Genomic DNA, 19,754 nt, shown 5'->3' with positions numbered 1-19,754 from the left:
GGTCTTCCGGGCGCCGCGTTTCGCCCGGTAACGGGTGATTATTTCCATCGCAACGAGACTCAAGAGGCGGGCCGGCTTTGCGAACCGATGCGTTCGGAACGATCGAAGGCCCGCTTCGTTCTGATCCGATGGACTGGATTAGACTAGGCCTCCTGGCGTTGGCGGGGTTCCTCACCTGGGCGCTGAACACCCTCTCGGCCGGAGGCGGAGGTCTATTGCTGATCCCCGCCGTGACTTTCATCACAGGCAGCGCGGCGGTTGCGCCGGTCATCACCTTGACCGAGCTCATCGGCAATCCCATCCGCGCCCTGGCGTTTCGGCGCAACATCGATTGGAGCCTGGTCCGTTGGTACCTGCCCGGCGCCATCGCCGGCGCCGCGGCGGGCTCCTGGCTCTTCGCCAACAGTCGGGCGGAATGGCTCCAGATACTCATAGGGATCTATCTGATCAGTGCTGTCTGGGAATTTCGCGGCGGCGCGCGCGAGCGGAGCTATCGAGCCCGCCGCTGGTGGTTCCTCCCGGCCGGCCTGATCGTCGCGCTGTTGTCGGCGCTGATGGGCACGGTGGGACCCGTCCTGAATTCGCTCTATCTGAACTACGGTTCGGAGAAGGAGACGTTGGTCGCCACGAAATCCGTGAACTCGTTTGTGACCGATGTCGTCAAGGTCGCGGTATTCACCGGACTCGGGACGCTCGGTGGTCAGGCGGCCATATACGGCGCAGCCGCGGGTTTGGGCGCCGCGCTTGCCAATCTGCTGGCCAAGCCCTGGCTCGAACGCCTGAGTGGAAGACAGTTCCGCGGCCTTGTGGTCGCGCTCATGGCTGTCAGTGGAGCGCTGATGATCTGGAACCAGCACAGCTTGGTTGTGCAGGCCTGGCGCGCGGCCACAGGAATGTCTTAACAATGTCCATGTTGGCTGGAGCCCTTCGCGCGCTGTACCGTAGCTTGGTTGGCCGGTCCCGCGACGCGCAGAGGCTGGCAAAAGGCCTGCGCGCAGCCCTCGACAAGGTCGCCGTCAAAAAGAGGTAGGCTTCCCGACCGCCTGTATCAGACGTGGCTCTTGGGCTGGCTCCTTCGAACCAGTCGGGCCTAACCCGCTCAGGTTGGAGAAGCTTCGCGAGGTCAGATGACGCTCAGCGTCACGGCGGCAAGAACAAGATAACGGCCGACCTTGGCGGCAGTGACCAGCAAAAAAAGCTCGCGCAGGACACCGGCAATGACAGTCAGCCTCGCGAAACGCGTTGGGGGCAGAAACGCCATCTTTCAGATAACCGGGCGGCGGCCGCTATCGGCCAGATGACAGGCTGCCACGCCGCCATGCGGCACCGATCGCAGCATCGGTTCCTCGACCCGGCAGACATCGATCGCCACCGGACAGCGCGTGTTGAACCGGCACCCCGGAGGCGGCGCGCTGGGACTTGGCGGATCGCCGGCGAGAATGATCCGGCGGCGCCCGGCTTCGATGCGAGGATCGGGAGAAGGAACAGCCGACAGCAGCGCCTGGCTGTAGGGATGGGCCGGCTCGCGAAACAGCGGGCGGGTCAGGCCGGCTTCCGAGATGCGGCCGAGATACATCACCGTCACGTTCGAGCAGACCTCGCGCACGATCGCCAGATCATGCGCGACAATGACAATGGTCAGGCCAAGCTGTTTCTGCAACGACGTGAACAGGTTGACGATCTGCGCCCGGATCGAAACGTCGAGCGCGCTAAGTGGCTCATCGCAGACCAGTATGGACGGCTTCAGCGCGAGCGCGCGCGCAATCGAAACGCGCTGGCGCTGGCCGCCGGAAAGCGAGCGTGGAAGCCGATCGAGCACCGTCTCAGGCAGCGCAACCAGGTCCAGAAGCTCGGCGATGCGGCGCCGGCGCTCGACTGATGAACCGAAGCGATGAATCTGCAGCGGCTCCTCCAGTGTCTGGTAGACGGACTGGCGGCGGCTCATCGACCCCAACGGATCCTGGAAGACGAACTGGACTTCGCGGCTGAACGACTTCCTGTCCGATTTCAGCCATTCGGTGCGATCCCTTCCCCCGATCAGGACGGTGCCTTCGCTCTCCTTCTGCAAACCGACGATGGTGCGCGCCAGCGTAGTCTTGCCGCAGCCGGACTCGCCGACGATGCCGTGGAACGCGCCGCGCGCGACCGTCAGGTTTATGCCATCGACCGCCCGCACCGCGCCGACACCCGAACGGTTGGCGAAATGGACCTTTAGTCCCCTGACCTCGATCGCCGCGACATCAGACATGGACGGCGATCCCCTCTCGTTTCAGCACGACCGGGCAAGCCACACGGTGCGGGCTCGTCGACGCGGATATCGTCTGCAGCGGCGGCCGGTGCTGCCGGCAACCGGCTTCGACCAGTTCGCAGCGCTCGGCAAACCGGCAACCCGGTTCCAGCCTGATCTGGTTTGGCGGCAGGCCAGGTATCTCGCGGGTCGCCGCGCGTTCGTCGGCGCGAAAATCCGGCACCGATGCGAGCAGCCCGCGCGTATAGGGATGGACTGGCCGGGTCAGCACATCCATCGCCGTCCCCTCCTCCGCCACCTGGCCGGCGTAAAGCACGATGACGCGATCGGCGACGGAAGCGACCACGCCGATATCGTGCGTGATCAGCACGACCGCGATGCCATCCTCGCGCTGGATCTGACGGATGAGCTCCAGGATTTGCGCCTGGACCGTGGCGTCCAGCGCCGTGGTCGGCTCGTCTGCGATCAGCACGCGCGGCCGGGCCGCCAGCGCCAGCGCGATCATCGCGCGTTGCAGCATGCCGCCCGACATTTCGTGAGGATAGCGGCCGTAGCGATCCTCGGGGTCCGGAATGCCGGAGCGCGCCAGAAGCGAGACCGCTTCCTTGCGCGCTGCCTCATGCGACAGGCCAGCGAAACGGCGCGCCTGGCGTGCCAGCTGCGGGCCGATCTTCAGCATCGGGTTCAACGCGCTCATCGGGTCCTGGAAAATCACGCCGAAATAGCGCCCGCGCAGGTCCGATAATTGCCGGGAACCGATGCTGAGCAGTTCGCTTCCGTCGGCTCGCGCTGACCCTTTCATGTCCACGGTCACGCCCTCGGGCAGCAGGCCGAGCGGACCGAGTGTCATGACGGTCTTTCCCGAACCGCTTTCGCCGACGACCGCGACCGTTTCTCCGGGACGGACGTTGAACGACACCCCGTCCACCGCCCGCACCGAAACGGTGGTGGCGTAGAGGTCGATGACCAAATCTTCGATCGAATAGATCGGCTGAGCGTCGCTCATGCTGAAGTCGTTCCTGTTTCGACGGCGTTACGCTCCGCTTCTTCGCGAGCACGCGCGTTACGGCGCTTGCGCAATGTCGCGCCGCGAACCGGCCGCGGCACCTTTTGCAATGCGAAGGCTTCGCCCAGAAGGTTGAAGCTGACCACGACCAGTGTCAGCGCCAGCCCGGGCAGCACGACGAGGCGCGGCACCTCCTCGATGTAGCTCATGCCGTCGACCAGCATCTGGCCCCATTCCGGTGTCGGCGGCGCGACGCCAAGTCCGAGAAAGCTGAGCGTCGCGATGGCCAGCACAAGCGCGCCGGCGTCGGCGCTTGCGTAGACGACGACGAGAGCAAGCACATGCGGCAGGATATGGCGGGCAAAAATCCAGAGATGACCGGCGCCCATCACGCGGGCCGCCTCGATATAGGGCTGCTGCAGCTCGGCGGTGACGACGGCGCGGCTCATGCGGGCATAGTTCGCCCACCACGCCAGGGTGAGCGCCGTTATCATCGACCAGTAGCCGGTGCCCAGAATGCCGATCAACGCCAGCGCGATCACCAGGCTCGGAAGCGCCAGCGCGATGTCGATGATGCTGATCAGCACGAGTTCGACACGGCCGCCGACATAGCCGGCGAAGGAGCCGATCGTGACCCCGATCGCCAACGCGGCCACAAGCACGATCACCATCGCCACCAGGGAAATGCGGGCGCCACCGACGATGCGGCTGAAGACGTCTCGGCCGAGATAGTCGGTGCCGAGCCAGTGGTTCCAGCTCATGCCCTCCAGTGTCGCCGAATAGTCCTGCGCACTTGGATCGTAAGGCATGATAGCAGGAGCGAAGATGCCGATCAGCACAAAGCCGATTACGGGGAGCAGCACCAGCCACGGCCAGTCCTTGATGTCCCTGATAGCGGAAATGTTCATCGCCTCATGCTCCCCGCGCCCGGCGCATTCGCGGATCCGCGACGATGCAAATCATGTCGACGATGAAATTGACCATGACGAAGAAGACGACAAACAGCAGCAGCACCGACTGCATGCCGATGAAGTCGCGGAAGCGGATCCCCTCGATGAAAAAGGCACCGACGCCGCGCAATGCAAATACCGTCTCGACGACGATCGATCCGATGATCATCAGCGTGAATTGCGCGCCGAATGTCGTCAGGAACGGAATGGCGATGTTGGGCAGCGCCTCGCGCAGCAGCACCTGCGTTCTGGTATAGCCCTTGGCGAAGCCAGTGGTCGCAAACGGCCGCGACATCGCTTCCTGGAGGTTGACCCGAACGACACGGCTGAGAACGGAGGCTGGGAACAGCGCGATCGTCACCCATGGCAGAAGCCATGAGGTGAAGCCGCTCGTGCCGAAGGTGGGCACCCAGCCGAGCATGACCGAAAACACGATCACCAGCAGCGCCGCCACGAAGAAGTTGGGGGTCGATGCGCCGATCAGCGAAAATGCGTGCAGAAACCTGTCCATGAAGCCGCCATTGCTGACGGCCCCGGCAATGCCAAGCGTGATCGACAAAATGAAGGCGAGAACGCCGCCGCCGGCAAGCAGAGCCGCCGTCATCGGGATGCGGGCGGCAAACTCCGACGAGATCGGCTTTCCCGTTCGTAGTGAGATGCCGAAATCGCCGGCCAACGCGCCGGAAAGCCAGCGTCCGTAGCGGATCGGCAACGGGTCGTAGAGACCGAGCTCGTTGCCGATCTTGGCGATCATTTGGGCGTCCGCGCCGGGACCTGCCGCGCGCTCGGCAATCAGCGCCGCAACATTGCCCGGAGCCGCCGCAACCAGGGCGAATGTCAGCGCGGATGCCGCCAGGATCAAAAGGCAGGCAAGCAGCATCCGTCGCAGGATCGTGCGTTTCATCGTCAGGCCTCACTCGGACTCGAAGTCTTCAAGCCTTTAGGGTGATCGCCTTGAACGGCAAGTCGTAGTCGGTCGCCGGAAGCGAGAAGTTCTCTGCGCGCGGATTGTGAGCCCACAGCCGCTGGCTGACGACAAGCGGACAGATGGCGGTGTTGTCGTGCAGCCAATCGTAGAGGGCCTGCATCTTCAGGTCGCGTTCGGCGCCACTCGCGTCAAGCGCAGCCTTGACCACGCCATCGAGCGCGTCCGAGACATAAATCTTGCCGTCAGGCCCGCTGTCTGCCGTCGAGACGAAGGCATTGCCAAGGGTTCCGTGAGGGTCATAGGGAGCGCCATAGGTGGTGAAGAAAGCGAGATCATAGTCGAAGGCCGGACGCCGTTCATGCATGGTGGCGTTATCGACAGAAGAGACCTGGACCTGGAAACCGACCTCGGACAACTGGCCCTGGATCATCTCGGCGATGCGCCGCGATCCCGGCAGGGATTCTTCGGAAACCAGAAAGTCGATGGTCAGAAGAGAGCCAGCCTTGGTCCAGGCGCCGCCGCTCTCTGCCCAGCCCCCGTCGGCAAGTATCTTCTTGGCCGCCGCCACGTCACGCACCGGCACGTCATGCCGCTTGCCCGACGACGGCACGTTCGCCGGGAACAGATCGGCGGCCGGGTCGGCAAAGCCCTCGAACAGGACCTTGGCGATCGCCGCCCGGTCGACCGATGCATAGACGGCATCGCGAACGGCCTTGTCGGCGATGATCTTCGACTTCGGCGAATAGCCGAGCAGCATCGTCGCGGTGCCCGGCTCGGCAACAACCTTCATGCCGTCGCTTTCCAGCGCACGGGCGCGGCGCGGCGATAGCGTCGCCACCCAGTCGCCACCGATGACATCGAGGTCGCCTGAGCGGAGGCCGTTGGCACGAGCGAGTTCATCGGGAACCACCTTCAATTCCATGCGGCTGAAAAGCGGCTTCTCGCCCCAGTATTTGTCGTTGCGAACGAGGCTGGTGCCGCTCGAATCGTATTTTTCGACGATCCATGGACCGGTTCCGATCGGCGCAGTCTGCTTGCCATCCTTGTCGACTGCCTTGGGCGACAGGAAACGGACAGGCCGCACGATTGTGAGTTCGAGGAGTGCCGCCGGCACCGGCCGCTTCAGCTTGACCGTCAGCTTGTTCGGTCCGTCCGTGACGATGCTGTCGAACGCGTCGGAGATGCCGATCCAGGAGAAGTCGCTCACCCCCATCCAGCGCTTGAGGTTCCATTCGGCTGCGGTGGAATCGAAGGGCGTGCCGTCGCTGAAGGTCACGCCTTCACGCAGATCGAAGGCGATCGAAAGCTGATCGTCGGCGACTGTCCATTTGGTGGCAAGTCCCGGCTCAAGCGCACCGTTCTGGCCGTAGTGGATCAGCGCATCGAAGACGATGGTGTAGGTGCTCAGCGTTGAAACATTCTGCAGCAGGTCTAGATCGCCGGTCTCCGCAGCGATGGCAATCTTCAGCGTTTCATGCGTTTGGGAAAAGGCGCTGCGCGGAAGGGCGGCGACGAAGGCGAGGCCAGCGGTGGAAGCGAGAAAATTGCGGCGGTCGAGAGTGATCATGTCAGTTCCCCTTTTTTGATTGATTGGTGACGATTGTATACATGCATTTCCATTTGTATAGACATATCTAGCAATCCAGTTTGGCGTGCAATGCTGCGTTTGGCATAGGAAAGTGCCGTCGCACGTACTGTCGCGGTGCCGGCACACGGGTCTCGACCAGCACTAAATCCAGTTCAGTGTCATCGCCGCCAGCGCTAGATAGCGGCCGACCTTCGCAATCGTGACAATCGCAAGGAAGCTCCAGAACGGCTCCCGCAGCGCTCCCGCCACAAGCGTCAGCGGGTCGCCGATGAGAGGCAACCAGCTCAACAGCAGCGACCATCGTCCATAGCGCTGATACCATCGCGTCGCGCGCGTCAGCGCGGAGGGCTTCACCGGGAACCATTTGCGGTCGCGAAAGCGATCGACGCCCCGGCCGAGCCACCAGTTCACGATCGAGCCGAGCACATTGCCGGCGCTTGCGGAGGCGATGAGCGGAGTCGGGGCATAGCTTTCTGTCAGAAGCAGTCCCGCAAGGGCTGCTTCCGATTGCATCGGCAGGATGGTCGCCGCCGCGAACGCGGTCAGAAATAAACCGCCATAGATGGCGAGCTCGCCAAGCATGTTGAGTTCTCAGCTTGTCTTGGGCCATTTCGGGTGCCGATCATCGACGACGTAGCCATGCGAATGCTCATACCCCGCTTCCGACCATACTGCGTCGCCGATGTGCCGGTCGTCCTCAGGCAGATCGACATGCGTATGCACAAGCACGTCGGGATCATGTTTCGGCCAGAGCCAGACCGCGGCAAGCAGGGCAGCGGCGCCAATGATGCCGAGCAGAATGAATGTGAAAGGCAATCCCATCGCCGCACCGACGCGCCCGGCAATGGGATACGTGATCAACCAGCAGGCATGCGAAAGCGCGAATTGGGCAGCAAACAGAGCGGGCCGGTCGACGGCATCGGCAGAACGTCTGATCAATCGGCCCGAAGGCGTCTGCGCCAGCGAATAGCCGAGCCCCAGCACGAACCAGAGCGGCAGCAGCAGATAGTAGCTGCCGGCGAGCGGTCCCACCAGCACGCCCGCGACCAGGATCGCGGCGCCCGAGAGCATCGCAACCCGGTCCGGGACGTTCTCCAGCAGCCGCGGCAGGGCAAGGGCTGCAATCATCGATCCGCCGCCGAAGGCTGCGAGCGCCAGCGCCGTGTCGCTTTGCGAGAGGCCGAACTGCGCCTGCACCAGGACGACCGTGTTGACGATCACCATCGCGCTTGCCGCCGCGACGGCAACGTTAAGGGCCAGCAGCCCGCGCAATCGCGGCGTCGCCAGATAGATGCGGATTCCGCGCGTCGTGCGCTCATAGATGCCGCGCGGCTGCGACGGTTTAGGGCTCGGCAGGACCACCGACACCACCAGCGTCGCCGAGGCGAGAAAGCCGATAACTGTACCGGCGAACAGGCCGTGGAAGCTGATGACGGAAAGCAGCGCCGCCGCCAGCATGGGACTGACGACGCTTTCCAGATCGTAGGCCAGTCGCGACAGCGACAGGGCCCGCGTGTAGTCCTTCTCCTCGGGCAGCACGTCAGGGATCGAGGCCTGGAAGGCCGGAGTGAAGCCTGCCGACGCCGACTGCAGGACGAAGATGAGAAGATATACCTGCCAGACTTCGGTAACGAAGGGCAGGAACACCGCGACCACAGCCCGGATGAGGTCGAGCGAAACCAGCATGGTGCGGCGTGGCAGGCGCTCGGCGAACGCGGCGGCGACAGGCGCCACGCCGACATAGGCGATCATCTTGATGGCGAGCGCCGTGCCGAGCACCGCGCCGGCGTCGGCGCCGGCAAGATCATAGGCCAGCAGCCCGAGCGCCACGGTGGCAAGGCCGGTGCCGATCAGGGCGATGACCTGGGCCAGGAAGAGATGACGGTAAGTGCGATTGGCCAGGACCTGAAGCATATTTGTCTTCTTGCAGCGGATGACGGTTCGTCGAGAACTGGCGCGAACGGCCCGCCTGTCTCAGTGGTGGTGGCCTTCCGGCTCGACCATCTTGAATGGCAGCACCTGCTCGCGACCCTTCGCGGCCAGGATCAACCTCGCCTGGAACTCATGCGGCTCGGCAGGGGCGACGGTGCTCTCAAGCCGATGATGGTTGTCTGCAACGGGATCGAGGCGAAGCGTCTCTGGCCCTTCGGGTCGATCGATAATCACCGTCGCCGCCAAGTCATCGGCGTGACGATCGATAGTCAGCCGCATCCGCTCGCCGGCCGGTGTATCGACGATTTCCAATGTCCCTTCAGCCAGATCGCAGACTACCTTGAATGGCTCTGGCGCATGATGGTGAGCATGAGAGGTTTCCGCGGCCGGCCCGGCCGGGCTCATCAGGCGGACATTGGCTTCCGCCAACGCCGGCAAGTGGGCGAACAGCTCCTCCTTGAGGGCTTCGGTTACGCCCAGCACGTCCTTGGCGGTTGCCATCCCCGGAACACTGATGGCAACGTCCGCATGCAGACGATGTCCGATCCAGCGCGCCTGCACGCTTTCAACGCGCCCGATGCCCGACACGTGTTCGGCGGAATGATGGATTTCATCGACGATGGCGGGCTCGACTCCGTCGAGCATGCGGGTCAACACTGCTTTCGACGACTGCCAGACGATGGCGAAGATCGCCGCGGTGATCAGCAGCCCGACGATCGGATCGGCAAGCGGAAAGCCCAGCCAGACGCCGATAGCGCCCAGGACAACCGCCAGGCTGGTAAAGCCGTCGGTGCGGGCATGGTAGCCGTCCGCGATCAGCGCAGCGCTGTTGATCTCTCGTCCGACGCGGATGCGAAATACGGCGACCGCTTCATTGCCGATGAAGCCTATGAGGCCGGCGATGGCGACCCAGCCAAGAAATGCGATGGGACGCGGATTGATCAGCCTGTCGATCGCCTCATAGCCTGCGACGATGGCGCTGAAAAGAATGATGAGAACGATGACGATCCCGGCCAGATCCTCGACGCGGCCCAGGCCGTAGGTGAACGCCTTGCTCGGTTTGCGGCGGACCAGCATGAAGGCGATCCACAGCGGGACGGCGGTGACCGCGTCGCCGATATTGTGGATGGTGTCGGCCAGCAGCGCCACGCTGCCGGAGAGGAACACGACCACAAGCTGGAGCGCTGCCGTGACGGCCAGAACGACGAATGACCATTTGATTGCCCAGATGCCGCGCGTCGTCGTGGCGATCGTCGGATCGATGACGCCGTGGGTGTGGCCATGGCCGCCATCACCATGATCATGTCCATGGCCGCCGAAGCCCTGCGTCATCGGACCGAAGCCGAACCAGTCGCGTATCTTATCCATTATGGTGTTCTCTCACAGGTACTTGGTGATATCCTTGAACTCGTCGATCGAGCGGCGCTGCTCGCGCGCCAGCGGCCCGACGACGTCTTCAAGGCAATGGTTGAGATGATCCTGGATCAGGGTCTTCTTGGCTTGCGCGATGGCCCTCTCGACAGCATGGAGCTGCTGGGCAAGATCGAGGCAGGGCCGGCCCGCTTCGATCATTTCGATGACGCCCTTGAGATGTCCGCCAGCCCGCTTCAGGCGCTTGACGATATCGGGATGGGTTTCGTGGGTATGAGGCTGCTCGCTCATCTCTTGATACTATCCTCTTGGAGGGGATACAACAAGCCTCAAAGAGGCCTCGATTCCGGTGCAGTCAACAACCATTCGTTAGGATTTTGGAGAATAATCGCCGTTCATGCCGAATCGGATCCACAGCACGGTTTTTTGTCTGGTCATCGCTTTAGCGATGATGTTCGGCGTGCTGCGTCCTTTCGGCTATTCGACCTCACACGATCCGATCGCGATTGCCACCGCGGTTGAACGTCACGGCGGAGCCGCCGCGCAGATCGAAGATCATGACCACGCACACGATGACGGCGTTGCCGACGAGCAGAGCGCTGGCCATTTTCACGGGCACAATGCGGCCGACCACTCGCACGAGACGGCGAGCACGCCAGCCGACTTCGCACCGACCGTTCCGCAGCTCGAACGGGGCTGGCTGAATTATCCGCTGACTTTCGTCGATCCGGATACGACATTCCGGCTTGAGCGACCGCCCAGACCATTCCTCGCCGCATGATCGCGGCCGCTCGCGCGGCCACCCTCAACGACGAAGATTGGAAATCTTATGCAAGGACCCTTCGACCGGGGCCGGACAGGCTCGCGTCGCACGCGTTGGCGACCCGCCCTGCCCCTCCTTATCGCTCTCATGACCCTGCCGCTCCTGGGCGGGGCTGCCTTCGCCCACGCCGTGGCCGAGGGCGACAAGGGCTATATCCAGGAAATCTCGGGCATCAACGTGCTGCCCTTCATCTATCTCGGCGCCAAGCACATGGTGACCGGATACGACCACATCCTGTTCCTGTTCGGCGTGATCTTCTTCCTCTACCGGATGAAGCATATCGGCATCTATGTCAGCCTGTTTGCGCTCGGCCACTCCACGACCATGCTGCTTGGCGTCTACTTCGACGTCGGCATCAACAGCTACATCATCGACGCGATCATCGGCCTTTCCGTGGTCTACAAGGCGCTCGACAATATGGGCGCTTTCCAGCGATGGCTCGGCTTCCAGCCGAACACCAAAGTCGCGACGCTGGTCTTCGGCTTCTTCCACGGTTTTGGCCTGTCGACGAAGATCATCGAATACAACATCTCGCCTGACGGCCTTGTGCCGAACCTGCTGGCCTTCAATGTCGGTGTCGAGTTCGGCCAGCTCATGGCCCTCGGCGCCATCTTGATCGTGATGGGCTACTGGCGCCGGACACGAAGCTTCTGGCGCCACGCCTATACCGCAAACGTCATCATGATGACGGCTGGTTTCCTGCTGATCGGATATCAGCTCACCGGCCTGTTCGTCGCAGCATAAGGAACCGATACCATGTACAACACTGACTTTCCCGGCCGCGCCGATTTGCCGACGTCAGCGCAGCTGAAGCGCTCCACCATGATTGCCGCGCTGACGGCGCTCGCCCTGCTCGTCACGATCGTCATGCCGTCCGAGTATGCGATCGATCCGACTGGAGCAGGCAGATTGCTCGGCCTCACCAGAATGGGCGAAATCAAGACACAGTTGGCAGCCGAGGCGGGAGCGGACGAAATGGCCAGCGCGAAGGCTTCGGCCGAGCGGATGACGCAAATGGTCCCTCCAGCCGAGTTGATGGCGCGCATGGAGCGAATTGAAAACCTCCTCGTTGCCCTGACCGCCGAACAACCCGCGTCGCAGCCATCCCCAACTGGGGAGGCCGTTGCCCAAGACAATGTGACAGTTGGAGAGATTGCTCCTGCCGAGGCTCCGGCCATTGCTGCAGCGCCTGTCACCGAAGCAACCTCGGAAGCCCCGATCCGGCCAGATGGAAGGCAAGACGAGCTATCCTTCACGTTGGCGCCAGGCCAGGGTGCCGAAGTCAAGCTCGTGATGCGGCAGGGTGCCACGGCAAACTTTTCCTGGACAGCTGACGGTGGCGTGGTGAACTTCGAGACGCACGGCGATGGCGGCGGTCAGTCCGTCAGCTATGAAAAGGGTCGCAGCGTTCCAGCTGACGAAGGTGCCATTGAAGCCGCCTTCGATGGAAATCACGGCTGGTTCTGGCGGAATCGCGGTGACAGAGAAGTAACGCTGACGATCACGACAGAAGGGAACTACATCGACATCAAGCGCGTGATCTAGCCCTGCGCGCCGCCGATATTGTTGCGGAAGCCGATCCGTCGGCTTCCGCAACGCCAGAGCGGATTGATTAGAGATGAGAGCGGTTTGATTGACGCGCCACGGGAACTGTCGCTGACAGCCGATTGCCTGCTCACGTGTGAAGAGTCGCTAAAAACCCTTACGGCAAAGGTTCTCCAGATCCACTTTTCCTATTCCTTCGATGCCGAGCGCAGGGAGGATATCATTGTCTGCCTTAAGATCGCGACCATAGGCTGCAGAGAATATCGAAATTCCAGCCTCATGGAGGATTGCTGGGTTTCCGCTGATCTTCCCCAAGAGTACCGTCGGCAGCAGCCCGAAAGGAACGTCCTCCAGAACATAGCGGCTTTCGATAGTTGACGGGCCCAAGCCGCCGCGGCCTTGGCGATCCATCTCCTGGTTCATTTCCGAAACGGTGCCCATAGGGACGTGAAACGACAATGAAAAATGCTCTTCAACTGTGCGCACAGCAATTCCAAAACGAGCGGCGATCGCCAATCGTTCCGCGTCCAGAGCCTCGATAAAGCGGCCGACAGCCGGCGTGACGTTTCCGGCCTGGCTCCATTGTTCTCCCTTCTCCATGCGTGTGAGATTGAGAAGAGCGATCCCGAGATGGTTCTGCGGATTGAGGTTGCTGAGCGCGATAGCAAGCATGCCGTCGCGCTTGACGAAACGATCGCTGAACAGGGTCGTACAAAGTCGGAACCCTTGGTCCATCGCGTCGAACGGGAGCGTCGCAACATCGACCTTCTGGCGAACACTGGCAACGTGGACTTCTGTTGGTCCGGACTGACGGCCGGTCACCAACGTTGTGCCCCAGACGACGATCGGCAGGCGAACCTTGAGTTCCGCCAATTGCCTGGAGAGATACAGCGCTCCGAAGGAACTGTGAGAGCTGATGATTACCGGCATTCCCTCCCTCAGATAGGGAGCGGCAGCATCCATCACTTTCTTGTGCCCATTAGCCGGCAGCGCGATCATTACAACGTCTGCAGTGGCAACAGCCTCTTTACAATCCTTGGCGATACGCACCGACACCGTTGCCGCGATAGCGCCCGTGGCAGTTAGCGATTCGCCGGTGGCCAGTGTCTTGGTGCGCTCTCCCGACGGCGACCAAAGCATTGGATCGTGCCCCGCCTCCGCCAGGCAGGCAGCAAGGCCGTAAGCAATTGCGCCGGCCCCCAGAATACTCACCCGCATAGGAGTTCTCCTGTTTCATTCGTTATGGATCGCAGCTCCCAGGCCGTTGCTGGCAGGGTGCACACACAATCGAGCCACATAGCAGGAAGATTGCCGACGCTCTGTGGGCTGGCGAACCGTTCCGACCACATGGCGAATCACCGACACGTCTCAGGCCATATTTTCATTTCCGCCTTGACATATATCAAATCTGCATGAGACGATCTTACTCATACACAACGCGCATGTAGGCGTAAATGGAAACTCGAGATCTCCAGGCCTTCCTTGCTGTTGCTGCCAGCGGCAGCATCACCAAGGCGGCTGACGTGCTCGGGCGTTCCCAGCCTTCAGTCACGCGCACCATCCAGGATCTCGAGGCAGAGCTCGGCTTCGAATTACTGCACCGGATCGGTCGACGCGTACAGTTGTCCGAAGAGGGTGTGGCTTTCGAGGAGGAAGCGCGGCGCTTGCTGATGTCCTTCACCGAGTTGGCAGCTCGGGCCAAAATGATTGCCGCCGGCAGAGGGCGGATCCTGCAGATTGTCACTACGTCCGCGATCGGAACTGGCTTGATCCCAACGGCCATGGCCGAGCTCAACGGCGCCGAACTTCCGCACGAGACGCATCTGGGGCAGTTTCTTCCCTCGATCGTTGCCCAGGAAGTGCGCAGCGGTCGTGCCGAGATCGGTTTTTCGAGCCTGCCGCTCGACACGCCGGGCCTGGATGTCCTGAGGCTCTATTCGGCGCCTGATGTGGCTGCCGTGCAGAAGGACGATCCGCTGGCTGAACTTGATGTGATCCCGCTTTCGGCTTTTGCCGGTCGACGCGTCGCCACGCTACTCAATCCGCTGCGTTTTCAGTTGCATGTCTCCAAGGCACTGGCGGCCAGGGGCATCGACACCGGTCCAATGATCCGGACCAATACCGCGTACGGCGCGTTGCAGATCGTGCGCCAGACTGGCGCTGCGGCAGTCATCGATCCCCTCACCGCTTATGGCGTTGCCCTGCCCGATGTCGTCATCCGTCCGATCGACGTGACCGTCCTGTTTTATTGGGGCGTTTTGGCTGCCGAAAAGCGCCCGCTTCGTCCAGTCGCCCGGGCTTTGATGGATGCGGTCGAAGCAGTGGCTGAACGGTCAATCGCGGGTTTCACGAAGCTCGATCCGGCCTTGGCCGGCCGGTTGGTGAACGGTTCTGAATCCGGCACAAATCACGGGACTGGAATATGAAGCATACCCCCACACCGCCGGCGGGGCTCGCTGCGCTGGAAGCACAGCTTGCACAGGATCTCGAGTTTCTCGAGCTGCCGGCCAAACCTTGGGTTCCGACGCGCACGGAGAATGGCGTCCCGGTCCGTGACGTCGTCGTCATTGGCGCCGGCATGTGCGGACTTGCCGCCACGGCAAAGCTGGTGCTGACCGGCATCACCAATGTCGTCGTCTATGATGCGGCTCCGGCCGGGCTCGAAGGACCATGGGTGACCTTTGCCCGCATGCAAACGCTTCGATCGCCCAAGACCTTGCACGGTCCGTCCCTCGGCCTGCCTCGACTGACGTTCCGCGCCTGGTATACGGCGCAGTGGGGAGCCGCCGCCTGGCAGGCGCTTGACAAGATTCCGCGGGGCCAGTGGATGGATTACCTGGTCTGGTACCGCAGGGTGCTTGCTCTGCCGGTGCGCAACAGCGTGCGTATGACCGGGGTCGCGTCCTCCGGCGATCTGATTGCGGTCGATGTCGAGGGCGCCGAAACGGGCCGGGTTCTCACCCGTCATCTCGTTCTGGCCACTGGCCGGTCTGGTCTCGGCGGATTTGCCATCCCCGATTTCCTCCAAGGCGTCGATCGCGCTTATTGGGCCCATTCCGCCGACGACATCGATTTCGAAGCGCTAAGAGGCAAGCGTGTGGCGGTGATCGGCGCCGGCGCCTCGTCCATGGACAATGCTGCCACCGCACTTGAGGCGGGCGCCGGCTCTGTCGACATGTTGATCCGGCGCAAGGAGATGCCACGCATCAACAAGCTGACCGGCATTGGCAGCCAAGGTGTCGTGCTTGGCATCCATGAACTACCCGACGCGTGGAAGTGGAAATTCTTCGACTACACCGCCTCAACCCAGACGCCGCCGCCGCGTTCTTCGACGCTTCGCGTATCTCGCCACTCCAATGCTCGGTTCTTTCTCGACTGCGGCATACTGGCGGTAAAGGAAGATGCCGGGGGCCCGCTGATCGAAACAACGCAGGGGCCGATTCACTACGACTTCCTGATCGCTGCAACCGGCTTTTCAAACGACTTCAGCGACCGCCCGGAATTTGCCGCGCTCGCCCCGCATATCCGCACCTGGTCGGATGGTCGATATTCACCGGAAATGGGACCGCCGCGTGCAGGCATGTCCGATGCACCGGATCTCGGTCCTGCCTTCGAGTTTCGTGAACGCATTCCCGGTTCCTGCCCGATGCTGGGACATATCCACTGCTTCAACGACGCCGCCATGCTGACGCACGGCAAGGTCTCCGGCGACATCCCGGCCGTCAGCGCCGGTGCCGACCGTCTTGTGCGCGGCATCGCATCTTCACTTTTTGCCGAAGATGTCGAAACCCACTTCGCGAATCTGATGGCTTACGACACGCCGGAACTTCTGGGCGACGAATGGGTCGATTCAACTCCCTTGCTGCAGAAGGAGGCCGCGTTGTGATCGACGCGATGGACAAGGCTGCCGGCCTTTCACCGGATGATACCCTTTTCGCCGCAAGGCGGTTTCGGCCCGAATTCGTGCGAGGGGCAGAAGAATGTCGCCGCTCGGTGCTGCACCCGGCAACCGATCAGGGGCTGGCGCCGAATTTGCGTGTTGCTCTTGCCCGTCGCATGGCCGCCCTGAACGCCGATCCGGTCCTGGTGGCCGAATATGATGTGCAGCTGGCTCAGCTTGGTCCGACCGAGCAGCTTCTGGCCTTGGCCCAGGGGGAAACGGATTTGAATGAACCCCTGGCGACCATCGTTCGTCATGTTGACCTGGTCACCCTGACGCCGAAAAAGGCGGAAGCGAGCCATATCGCTCTCCTGGAGAAGGCTGGATTGAACAATCCTCAGATCGTCGCGCTCTCCGAGCTAATCGCTTTTGTCAACTTCCAGACACGGGTGGCGACCGGCTTGCGCCTGATGAGGTCGACATGATCTCCTCGGTTCGTCTGAAGCCATTGAATTGGCATCCGTATATCGCGCCGGTCGAGCTGTCTGACGCCACGCCGGAACAGCTTGAAGCGATGAAGGTCACGCCATCGGCCAAGAAGGTTTCGGAATATGTGCGAACCCTTGCCCATGACCCAGAGAGCTATCTTGCGCGTACCGTTTTGTTCAACGCGATCATGTATGTCGAAGGCGGGCTCGCCCGTCCCGATCGCGAACTTGGCGCATTGGGGGCCTCGATCGTCAATGGCTGCAAATTCTGTGCCGTTGTCCACGCCCGCAGGCATGCAGAGCTGACCAAGAGCGACCAAGTGGTCACCGCACTTTATCTCGACAAACCCTCAGCGCTCGGCGAACGCGATGCGGCAATCTACAGCTTTGCCCGCCGCCTGTCGGCGGCACCGCCGGAAGCGACGGCAGACGATATCGCCGCGCTTCGATCAGTCGGCATGGATGACCGCGAGATCATCGACCTGATTCACGCCATATCGATCTTCGGCTGGGCAAACCGGCTCATGCACGTTCTCGGCCATGCGGAGAGCGGGTGATGATTTCGCATGCGATCAAGGCACTCCGTCCCACACTCTGAAGGGCACCAATTAGAATGCTTGAACTCAAAGATATAAAGCTGTCCTACGGAAGCACGCAGGTCCTGAACGGCGTCAATCTCTCGGTAAAGCGAGGTGACGTTGTGTCAATCATCGGCCCAAGCGGCACCGGCAAGACCACCCTGCTGAAATGCATCAACTACCTGGTTAAGCCTGCATCTGGAACCATCGCGTTCGACCAGATTCGGATGGACTATCAGCGCGCCGACAAGGCAGCCATCCAGGCGATCCGGCTCCGGACAGCGATGGTCTTTCAGCAATTCAACGTCTTCAAGAACATGACCGTCCTTCAGAACGTCATGGATCCGCTGGTCGTCGTGCAGCGCAAGTCCACGGACGAGGCGCGTGAAATCGCGCTGCGAGAGCTCGAAAGGGTCGGCCTCTCAGCGAAGCGGGACAGCTATCCGTCCCAGCTCTCAGGTGGCCAACTCCAGCGTACAGGCATCGCACGTGCGCTGGCGGTTCGGCCGGATGTGATGCTCTTCGACGAACCGACATCATCGCTGGACCCCGAACTGGTCGGTGAAGTCCTGAAGGTGATCAAGGACGTCACGTCGTCCGGCATCACCTCGCTGCTTGTGACCCACGAGATGCAATTCGCAAAGAACATCTCGAACCGGATCGTCTTCATGGATCGTGGCGTGGTTGCCGCCGACGGCAGTCCGGCTGAGATCTTCGATGCGCCTTCCAGTCCACGACTTGCTCAATTCCTGCAGTCAGAACTCGCTTTTCAATAGCTCAACAAGAAGGGAACCAAAGAAATGTCTGCAATCGCATCCAGTTTTTCCCGTCGCGCTGCCCTAGCTGTTGCCGGCGGCATCGCAATCGCCCTTGCAACCGCAGGGATCAGTCATGGCGAAACGGTCCGGACGATCAAGATTGCGACGTCGGCGGAATCCAAGCCGCTGGCGTGGGGCGCGATCGGCGTCGAGCCGCAAGGCTATGAACCCGATCTCCTGAGGGCGATCAACGCAAAGCTGCCGCAGTACAAGTTCGAGATGGAAGGTGTCTCGGATATCGCGCAGGAAACCGGCCTTGCCACAGGCAAATACGACATCGCGGTCGGTGGTTACTACAAGTCACCCGAGCGCGCCAAGCAGTTCTTCATTCCGGAAAACCCCATGGGCGCCAGCCTGATGAAGATCTACAGCAAAAAGGGCAGCGGCATCAAAGAAATGAAAGATCTGGTCGGCAAGAGGATCGTGCCGACCACGGCTGGCGGCGGAACTTATAAGTTCATCATGAACTGGCAAAAAGAAAATCCGCAATACAAGCTTGACGTCACGGCGTCGAGCGCCGGAATCCCGTATCCAAACCGTTTGGATGAGGTTCAGAACGGCAAGTTCGACGCGCTGGTCCTGCCTTCAAATCTTGGTGAGCAGACCGTCATCGATGAAAAGAAGCTCGACATCGTGGCGTCCGAACCAGTCTTCAGCAACAACACCTATATGCTTATTCACAGGTCAGATGAAAACAAGGTTCTGGTCGATGACGTGAACAAAGTTCTCAAGGAGTTGAAAGACGACGGCACGATCGAAAAGCTATCGCAGAAGTGGTTTGGCGAAGGCATCGTCAAGTATATGAAATGATGTGATCTGAGTAGATATCGTCAGCGGCAAGGCTGAATTGCAAGAAGGAGTGTTTCAAAGTGGATGTTTCTGCTATGATTCCCGAGTTGCTCTCGGCATTGCCGCTGACGCTCGCTATCACGTTTACCGCCATGTTGGTCGGCTTTTGCTTGGCGCTCGTTGCGACAACATTGCGGATTCGCAGGATACCAGTGGTCAGCCACCTCACCGACCTCTACGTGTCCTATGCCCGCAGCGTTCCCGTCGTCCTCCAGTTGTTCGTCGCGTTCTACGGGCTCCCCCTATTGGTGGCCCTGTTCGGCTCCGCAGATTTCTTCTCGCCGACGATCGCTGCGATGGTCGGACTGAGCTTTTACCATGGTGGCTATCTGTCGGAAGTCCTTCGGCCCGCATACCTAGCCGTCGATCGCGGCCAGCATGATGCAGCCGACAGTCTAGGATATACCTTTCGCCAGAAGATCACCCGCATCGTGGGCCCGCAAGCGGTGCACTTCGCATTGCCCGGCTATGGAAATTCCATCATCTACCTGATCCATAACGTTGCGCTGGTCATGTACATTGGGGCGGCCGACGTGATGGCGACCGCGCACTTGATCATGGAGCGCGACTATAACCAGTACCAGTTCGAAACATACCTTGTCCTGGCTGTCATCTATGCGCTGATGTGCCTGATTGCCTGGTTCATCGTGCACTTGTTCGAGCTTCGCTCGCCGATGCAGGCGCCTGAGGCCACGACAACAGCTCAGATCAAGAACGCGGCCATCGCCAGCGTCTGACCTAAAGGGTATT

General features: G+C 61.4%; 21 protein-coding genes and 2 pseudogenes. 12 read left to right on the top strand and 11 right to left on the bottom strand.

Going from position 1 to position 19,754, the window contains the following annotated elements:
* The first annotated feature begins 77 nt into the window (after window positions 1-77).
* On the top strand, window positions 78-902 hold the full coding sequence (locus tag NKI18_RS09075; RefSeq protein WP_353019430.1) for a sulfite exporter TauE/SafE family protein: 825 nt from the start codon (window positions 78-80) through the stop codon (window positions 900-902).
* Between the two features lie 221 nt (window positions 903-1,123).
* Here the strand turns inward: NKI18_RS09075 and NKI18_RS09070 are convergent.
* The 10 genes and pseudogenes from NKI18_RS09070 to NKI18_RS09025 form a co-directional block, all read right to left on the bottom strand.
* Window positions 1,124-1,228, bottom strand: a pseudogene (locus NKI18_RS09070) (YqaA family protein); the annotation flags it as partial.
* A 36-nt stretch (window positions 1,229-1,264) separates the two neighbouring features.
* Complete coding sequence (locus tag NKI18_RS09065; protein WP_352577925.1) at window positions 1,265-2,248, bottom strand: oligopeptide/dipeptide ABC transporter ATP-binding protein; 984 nt, start codon at window positions 2,246-2,248, stop codon at window positions 1,265-1,267.
* Window positions 2,241-3,254 carry an ABC transporter ATP-binding protein gene (locus NKI18_RS09060; RefSeq protein ID WP_352454975.1) on the bottom strand — a complete coding sequence of 338 codons (1,014 nt, stop codon included), beginning with the start codon at window positions 3,252-3,254 and terminating at the stop codon, window positions 2,241-2,243. The genes NKI18_RS09065 and NKI18_RS09060 overlap by 8 nt, the downstream gene beginning before the upstream one ends.
* Complete coding sequence (locus NKI18_RS09055; RefSeq protein ID WP_353019427.1) at window positions 3,251-4,162, bottom strand: ABC transporter permease; 912 nt, start codon at window positions 4,160-4,162, stop codon at window positions 3,251-3,253. The genes NKI18_RS09060 and NKI18_RS09055 overlap by 4 nt, the downstream gene beginning before the upstream one ends.
* Before the next feature lie 4 nt (window positions 4,163-4,166).
* The gene (locus NKI18_RS09050; RefSeq protein WP_353019424.1) at window positions 4,167-5,108 is read right to left on the bottom strand and encodes an ABC transporter permease; all 942 of its coding nucleotides are present in this window, start codon (window positions 5,106-5,108) and stop codon (window positions 4,167-4,169) included.
* Between the two features lie 28 nt (window positions 5,109-5,136).
* A complete protein-coding gene (locus NKI18_RS09045; RefSeq protein WP_352622675.1) occupies window positions 5,137-6,699 on the bottom strand; it encodes an ABC transporter substrate-binding protein in 1,563 nt (520 codons plus the stop codon).
* A gap of 162 nt (window positions 6,700-6,861) precedes the next feature.
* Window positions 6,862-7,302 carry a YqaA family protein gene (locus tag NKI18_RS09040; RefSeq protein WP_352454979.1) on the bottom strand — a complete coding sequence of 147 codons (441 nt, stop codon included), beginning with the start codon at window positions 7,300-7,302 and terminating at the stop codon, window positions 6,862-6,864.
* Between the two features lie 9 nt (window positions 7,303-7,311).
* The gene (locus NKI18_RS09035) at window positions 7,312-8,634 is read right to left on the bottom strand and encodes an MFS transporter (RefSeq protein WP_352622673.1); all 1,323 of its coding nucleotides are present in this window, start codon (window positions 8,632-8,634) and stop codon (window positions 7,312-7,314) included.
* A gap of 60 nt (window positions 8,635-8,694) precedes the next feature.
* Window positions 8,695-10,023 (bottom strand): cation diffusion facilitator family transporter, encoded by a 1,329-nt coding sequence (locus NKI18_RS09030; RefSeq protein WP_353019537.1) that lies wholly within the window; start codon window positions 10,021-10,023, stop codon window positions 8,695-8,697.
* Window positions 10,024-10,032: 9 nt separating this feature from the next.
* Entirely contained in the window at window positions 10,033-10,314 is a 282-nt protein-coding gene (locus NKI18_RS09025) for a metal-sensing transcriptional repressor (protein WP_352495699.1), read from the bottom strand.
* Between the two features lie 106 nt (window positions 10,315-10,420).
* On the opposite strand from NKI18_RS09025, the gene NKI18_RS09020 reads away from it, so the two are divergent.
* The 3 genes from NKI18_RS09020 (at window position 10,421) to NKI18_RS09010 (ending at window position 12,391) form a co-directional block, all read left to right on the top strand.
* Window positions 10,421-10,804: a hypothetical protein gene (locus NKI18_RS09020; protein ID WP_352622528.1), complete on the top strand. Its 384-nt coding sequence runs from the start codon at window positions 10,421-10,423 to the stop codon at window positions 10,802-10,804.
* A gap of 129 nt (window positions 10,805-10,933) precedes the next feature.
* Entirely contained in the window at window positions 10,934-11,590 is a 657-nt protein-coding gene (locus NKI18_RS09015) for a HupE/UreJ family protein (protein WP_352622530.1), read from the top strand.
* Between the two features lie 12 nt (window positions 11,591-11,602).
* Complete coding sequence (locus NKI18_RS09010) at window positions 11,603-12,391, top strand: hypothetical protein (RefSeq protein WP_352622532.1); 789 nt, start codon at window positions 11,603-11,605, stop codon at window positions 12,389-12,391.
* Window positions 12,392-12,538: 147 nt separating this feature from the next.
* On the opposite strand, the gene NKI18_RS09005 is transcribed toward NKI18_RS09010, so the two are convergent.
* Window positions 12,539-13,609 (bottom strand): NAD/NADP octopine/nopaline dehydrogenase family protein, encoded by a 1,071-nt coding sequence (locus NKI18_RS09005; RefSeq protein ID WP_352622534.1) that lies wholly within the window; start codon window positions 13,607-13,609, stop codon window positions 12,539-12,541.
* Between the two features lie 236 nt (window positions 13,610-13,845).
* On the opposite strand from NKI18_RS09005, the pseudogene NKI18_RS09000 reads away from it, so the two are divergent.
* The 8 genes and pseudogenes from NKI18_RS09000 to NKI18_RS08965 all read left to right on the top strand — a co-directional run.
* Window positions 13,846-14,016, top strand: a pseudogene (locus NKI18_RS09000) (LysR family transcriptional regulator); the annotation flags it as partial.
* A 78-nt stretch (window positions 14,017-14,094) separates the two neighbouring features.
* Window positions 14,095-14,817, top strand: a complete 723-nt coding sequence (locus NKI18_RS08995) for a LysR substrate-binding domain-containing protein (protein ID WP_353019534.1) — start codon at window positions 14,095-14,097, stop codon at window positions 14,815-14,817.
* Window positions 14,814-16,277 (top strand): NAD(P)-binding domain-containing protein, encoded by a 1,464-nt coding sequence (locus NKI18_RS08990; protein WP_352622538.1) that lies wholly within the window; start codon window positions 14,814-14,816, stop codon window positions 16,275-16,277. The genes NKI18_RS08995 and NKI18_RS08990 overlap by 4 nt, the downstream gene beginning before the upstream one ends.
* On the top strand, window positions 16,274-16,756 hold the full coding sequence (locus tag NKI18_RS08985) for a CMD domain-containing protein (protein ID WP_352622539.1): 483 nt from the start codon (window positions 16,274-16,276) through the stop codon (window positions 16,754-16,756). The genes NKI18_RS08990 and NKI18_RS08985 overlap by 4 nt, the downstream gene beginning before the upstream one ends.
* A complete protein-coding gene (locus NKI18_RS08980; RefSeq protein ID WP_352622541.1) occupies window positions 16,753-17,316 on the top strand; it encodes a peroxidase-related enzyme in 564 nt (187 codons plus the stop codon). The genes NKI18_RS08985 and NKI18_RS08980 overlap by 4 nt, the downstream gene beginning before the upstream one ends.
* 56 nt (window positions 17,317-17,372) lie before the next feature.
* Window positions 17,373-18,113: an amino acid ABC transporter ATP-binding protein gene (locus NKI18_RS08975; protein WP_352454991.1), complete on the top strand. Its 741-nt coding sequence runs from the start codon at window positions 17,373-17,375 to the stop codon at window positions 18,111-18,113.
* Window positions 18,114-18,137: 24 nt separating this feature from the next.
* On the top strand, window positions 18,138-18,965 hold the full coding sequence (locus NKI18_RS08970; RefSeq protein ID WP_352622543.1) for a transporter substrate-binding domain-containing protein: 828 nt from the start codon (window positions 18,138-18,140) through the stop codon (window positions 18,963-18,965).
* Between the two features lie 59 nt (window positions 18,966-19,024).
* Entirely contained in the window at window positions 19,025-19,741 is a 717-nt protein-coding gene (locus NKI18_RS08965; RefSeq protein ID WP_031194726.1) for an amino acid ABC transporter permease, read from the top strand.
* Window positions 19,742-19,754 lie beyond the last annotated feature (13 nt).

It is taken from the genome of Mesorhizobium sp. M0800 (assembly GCF_040320095.1).
Classification (GTDB): domain Bacteria; phylum Pseudomonadota; class Alphaproteobacteria; order Rhizobiales; family Rhizobiaceae; genus Mesorhizobium.
The sequence above is the reverse complement of the archived record's forward strand: the minus strand, read 5'-3'. Positions and strand labels throughout refer to the sequence as shown.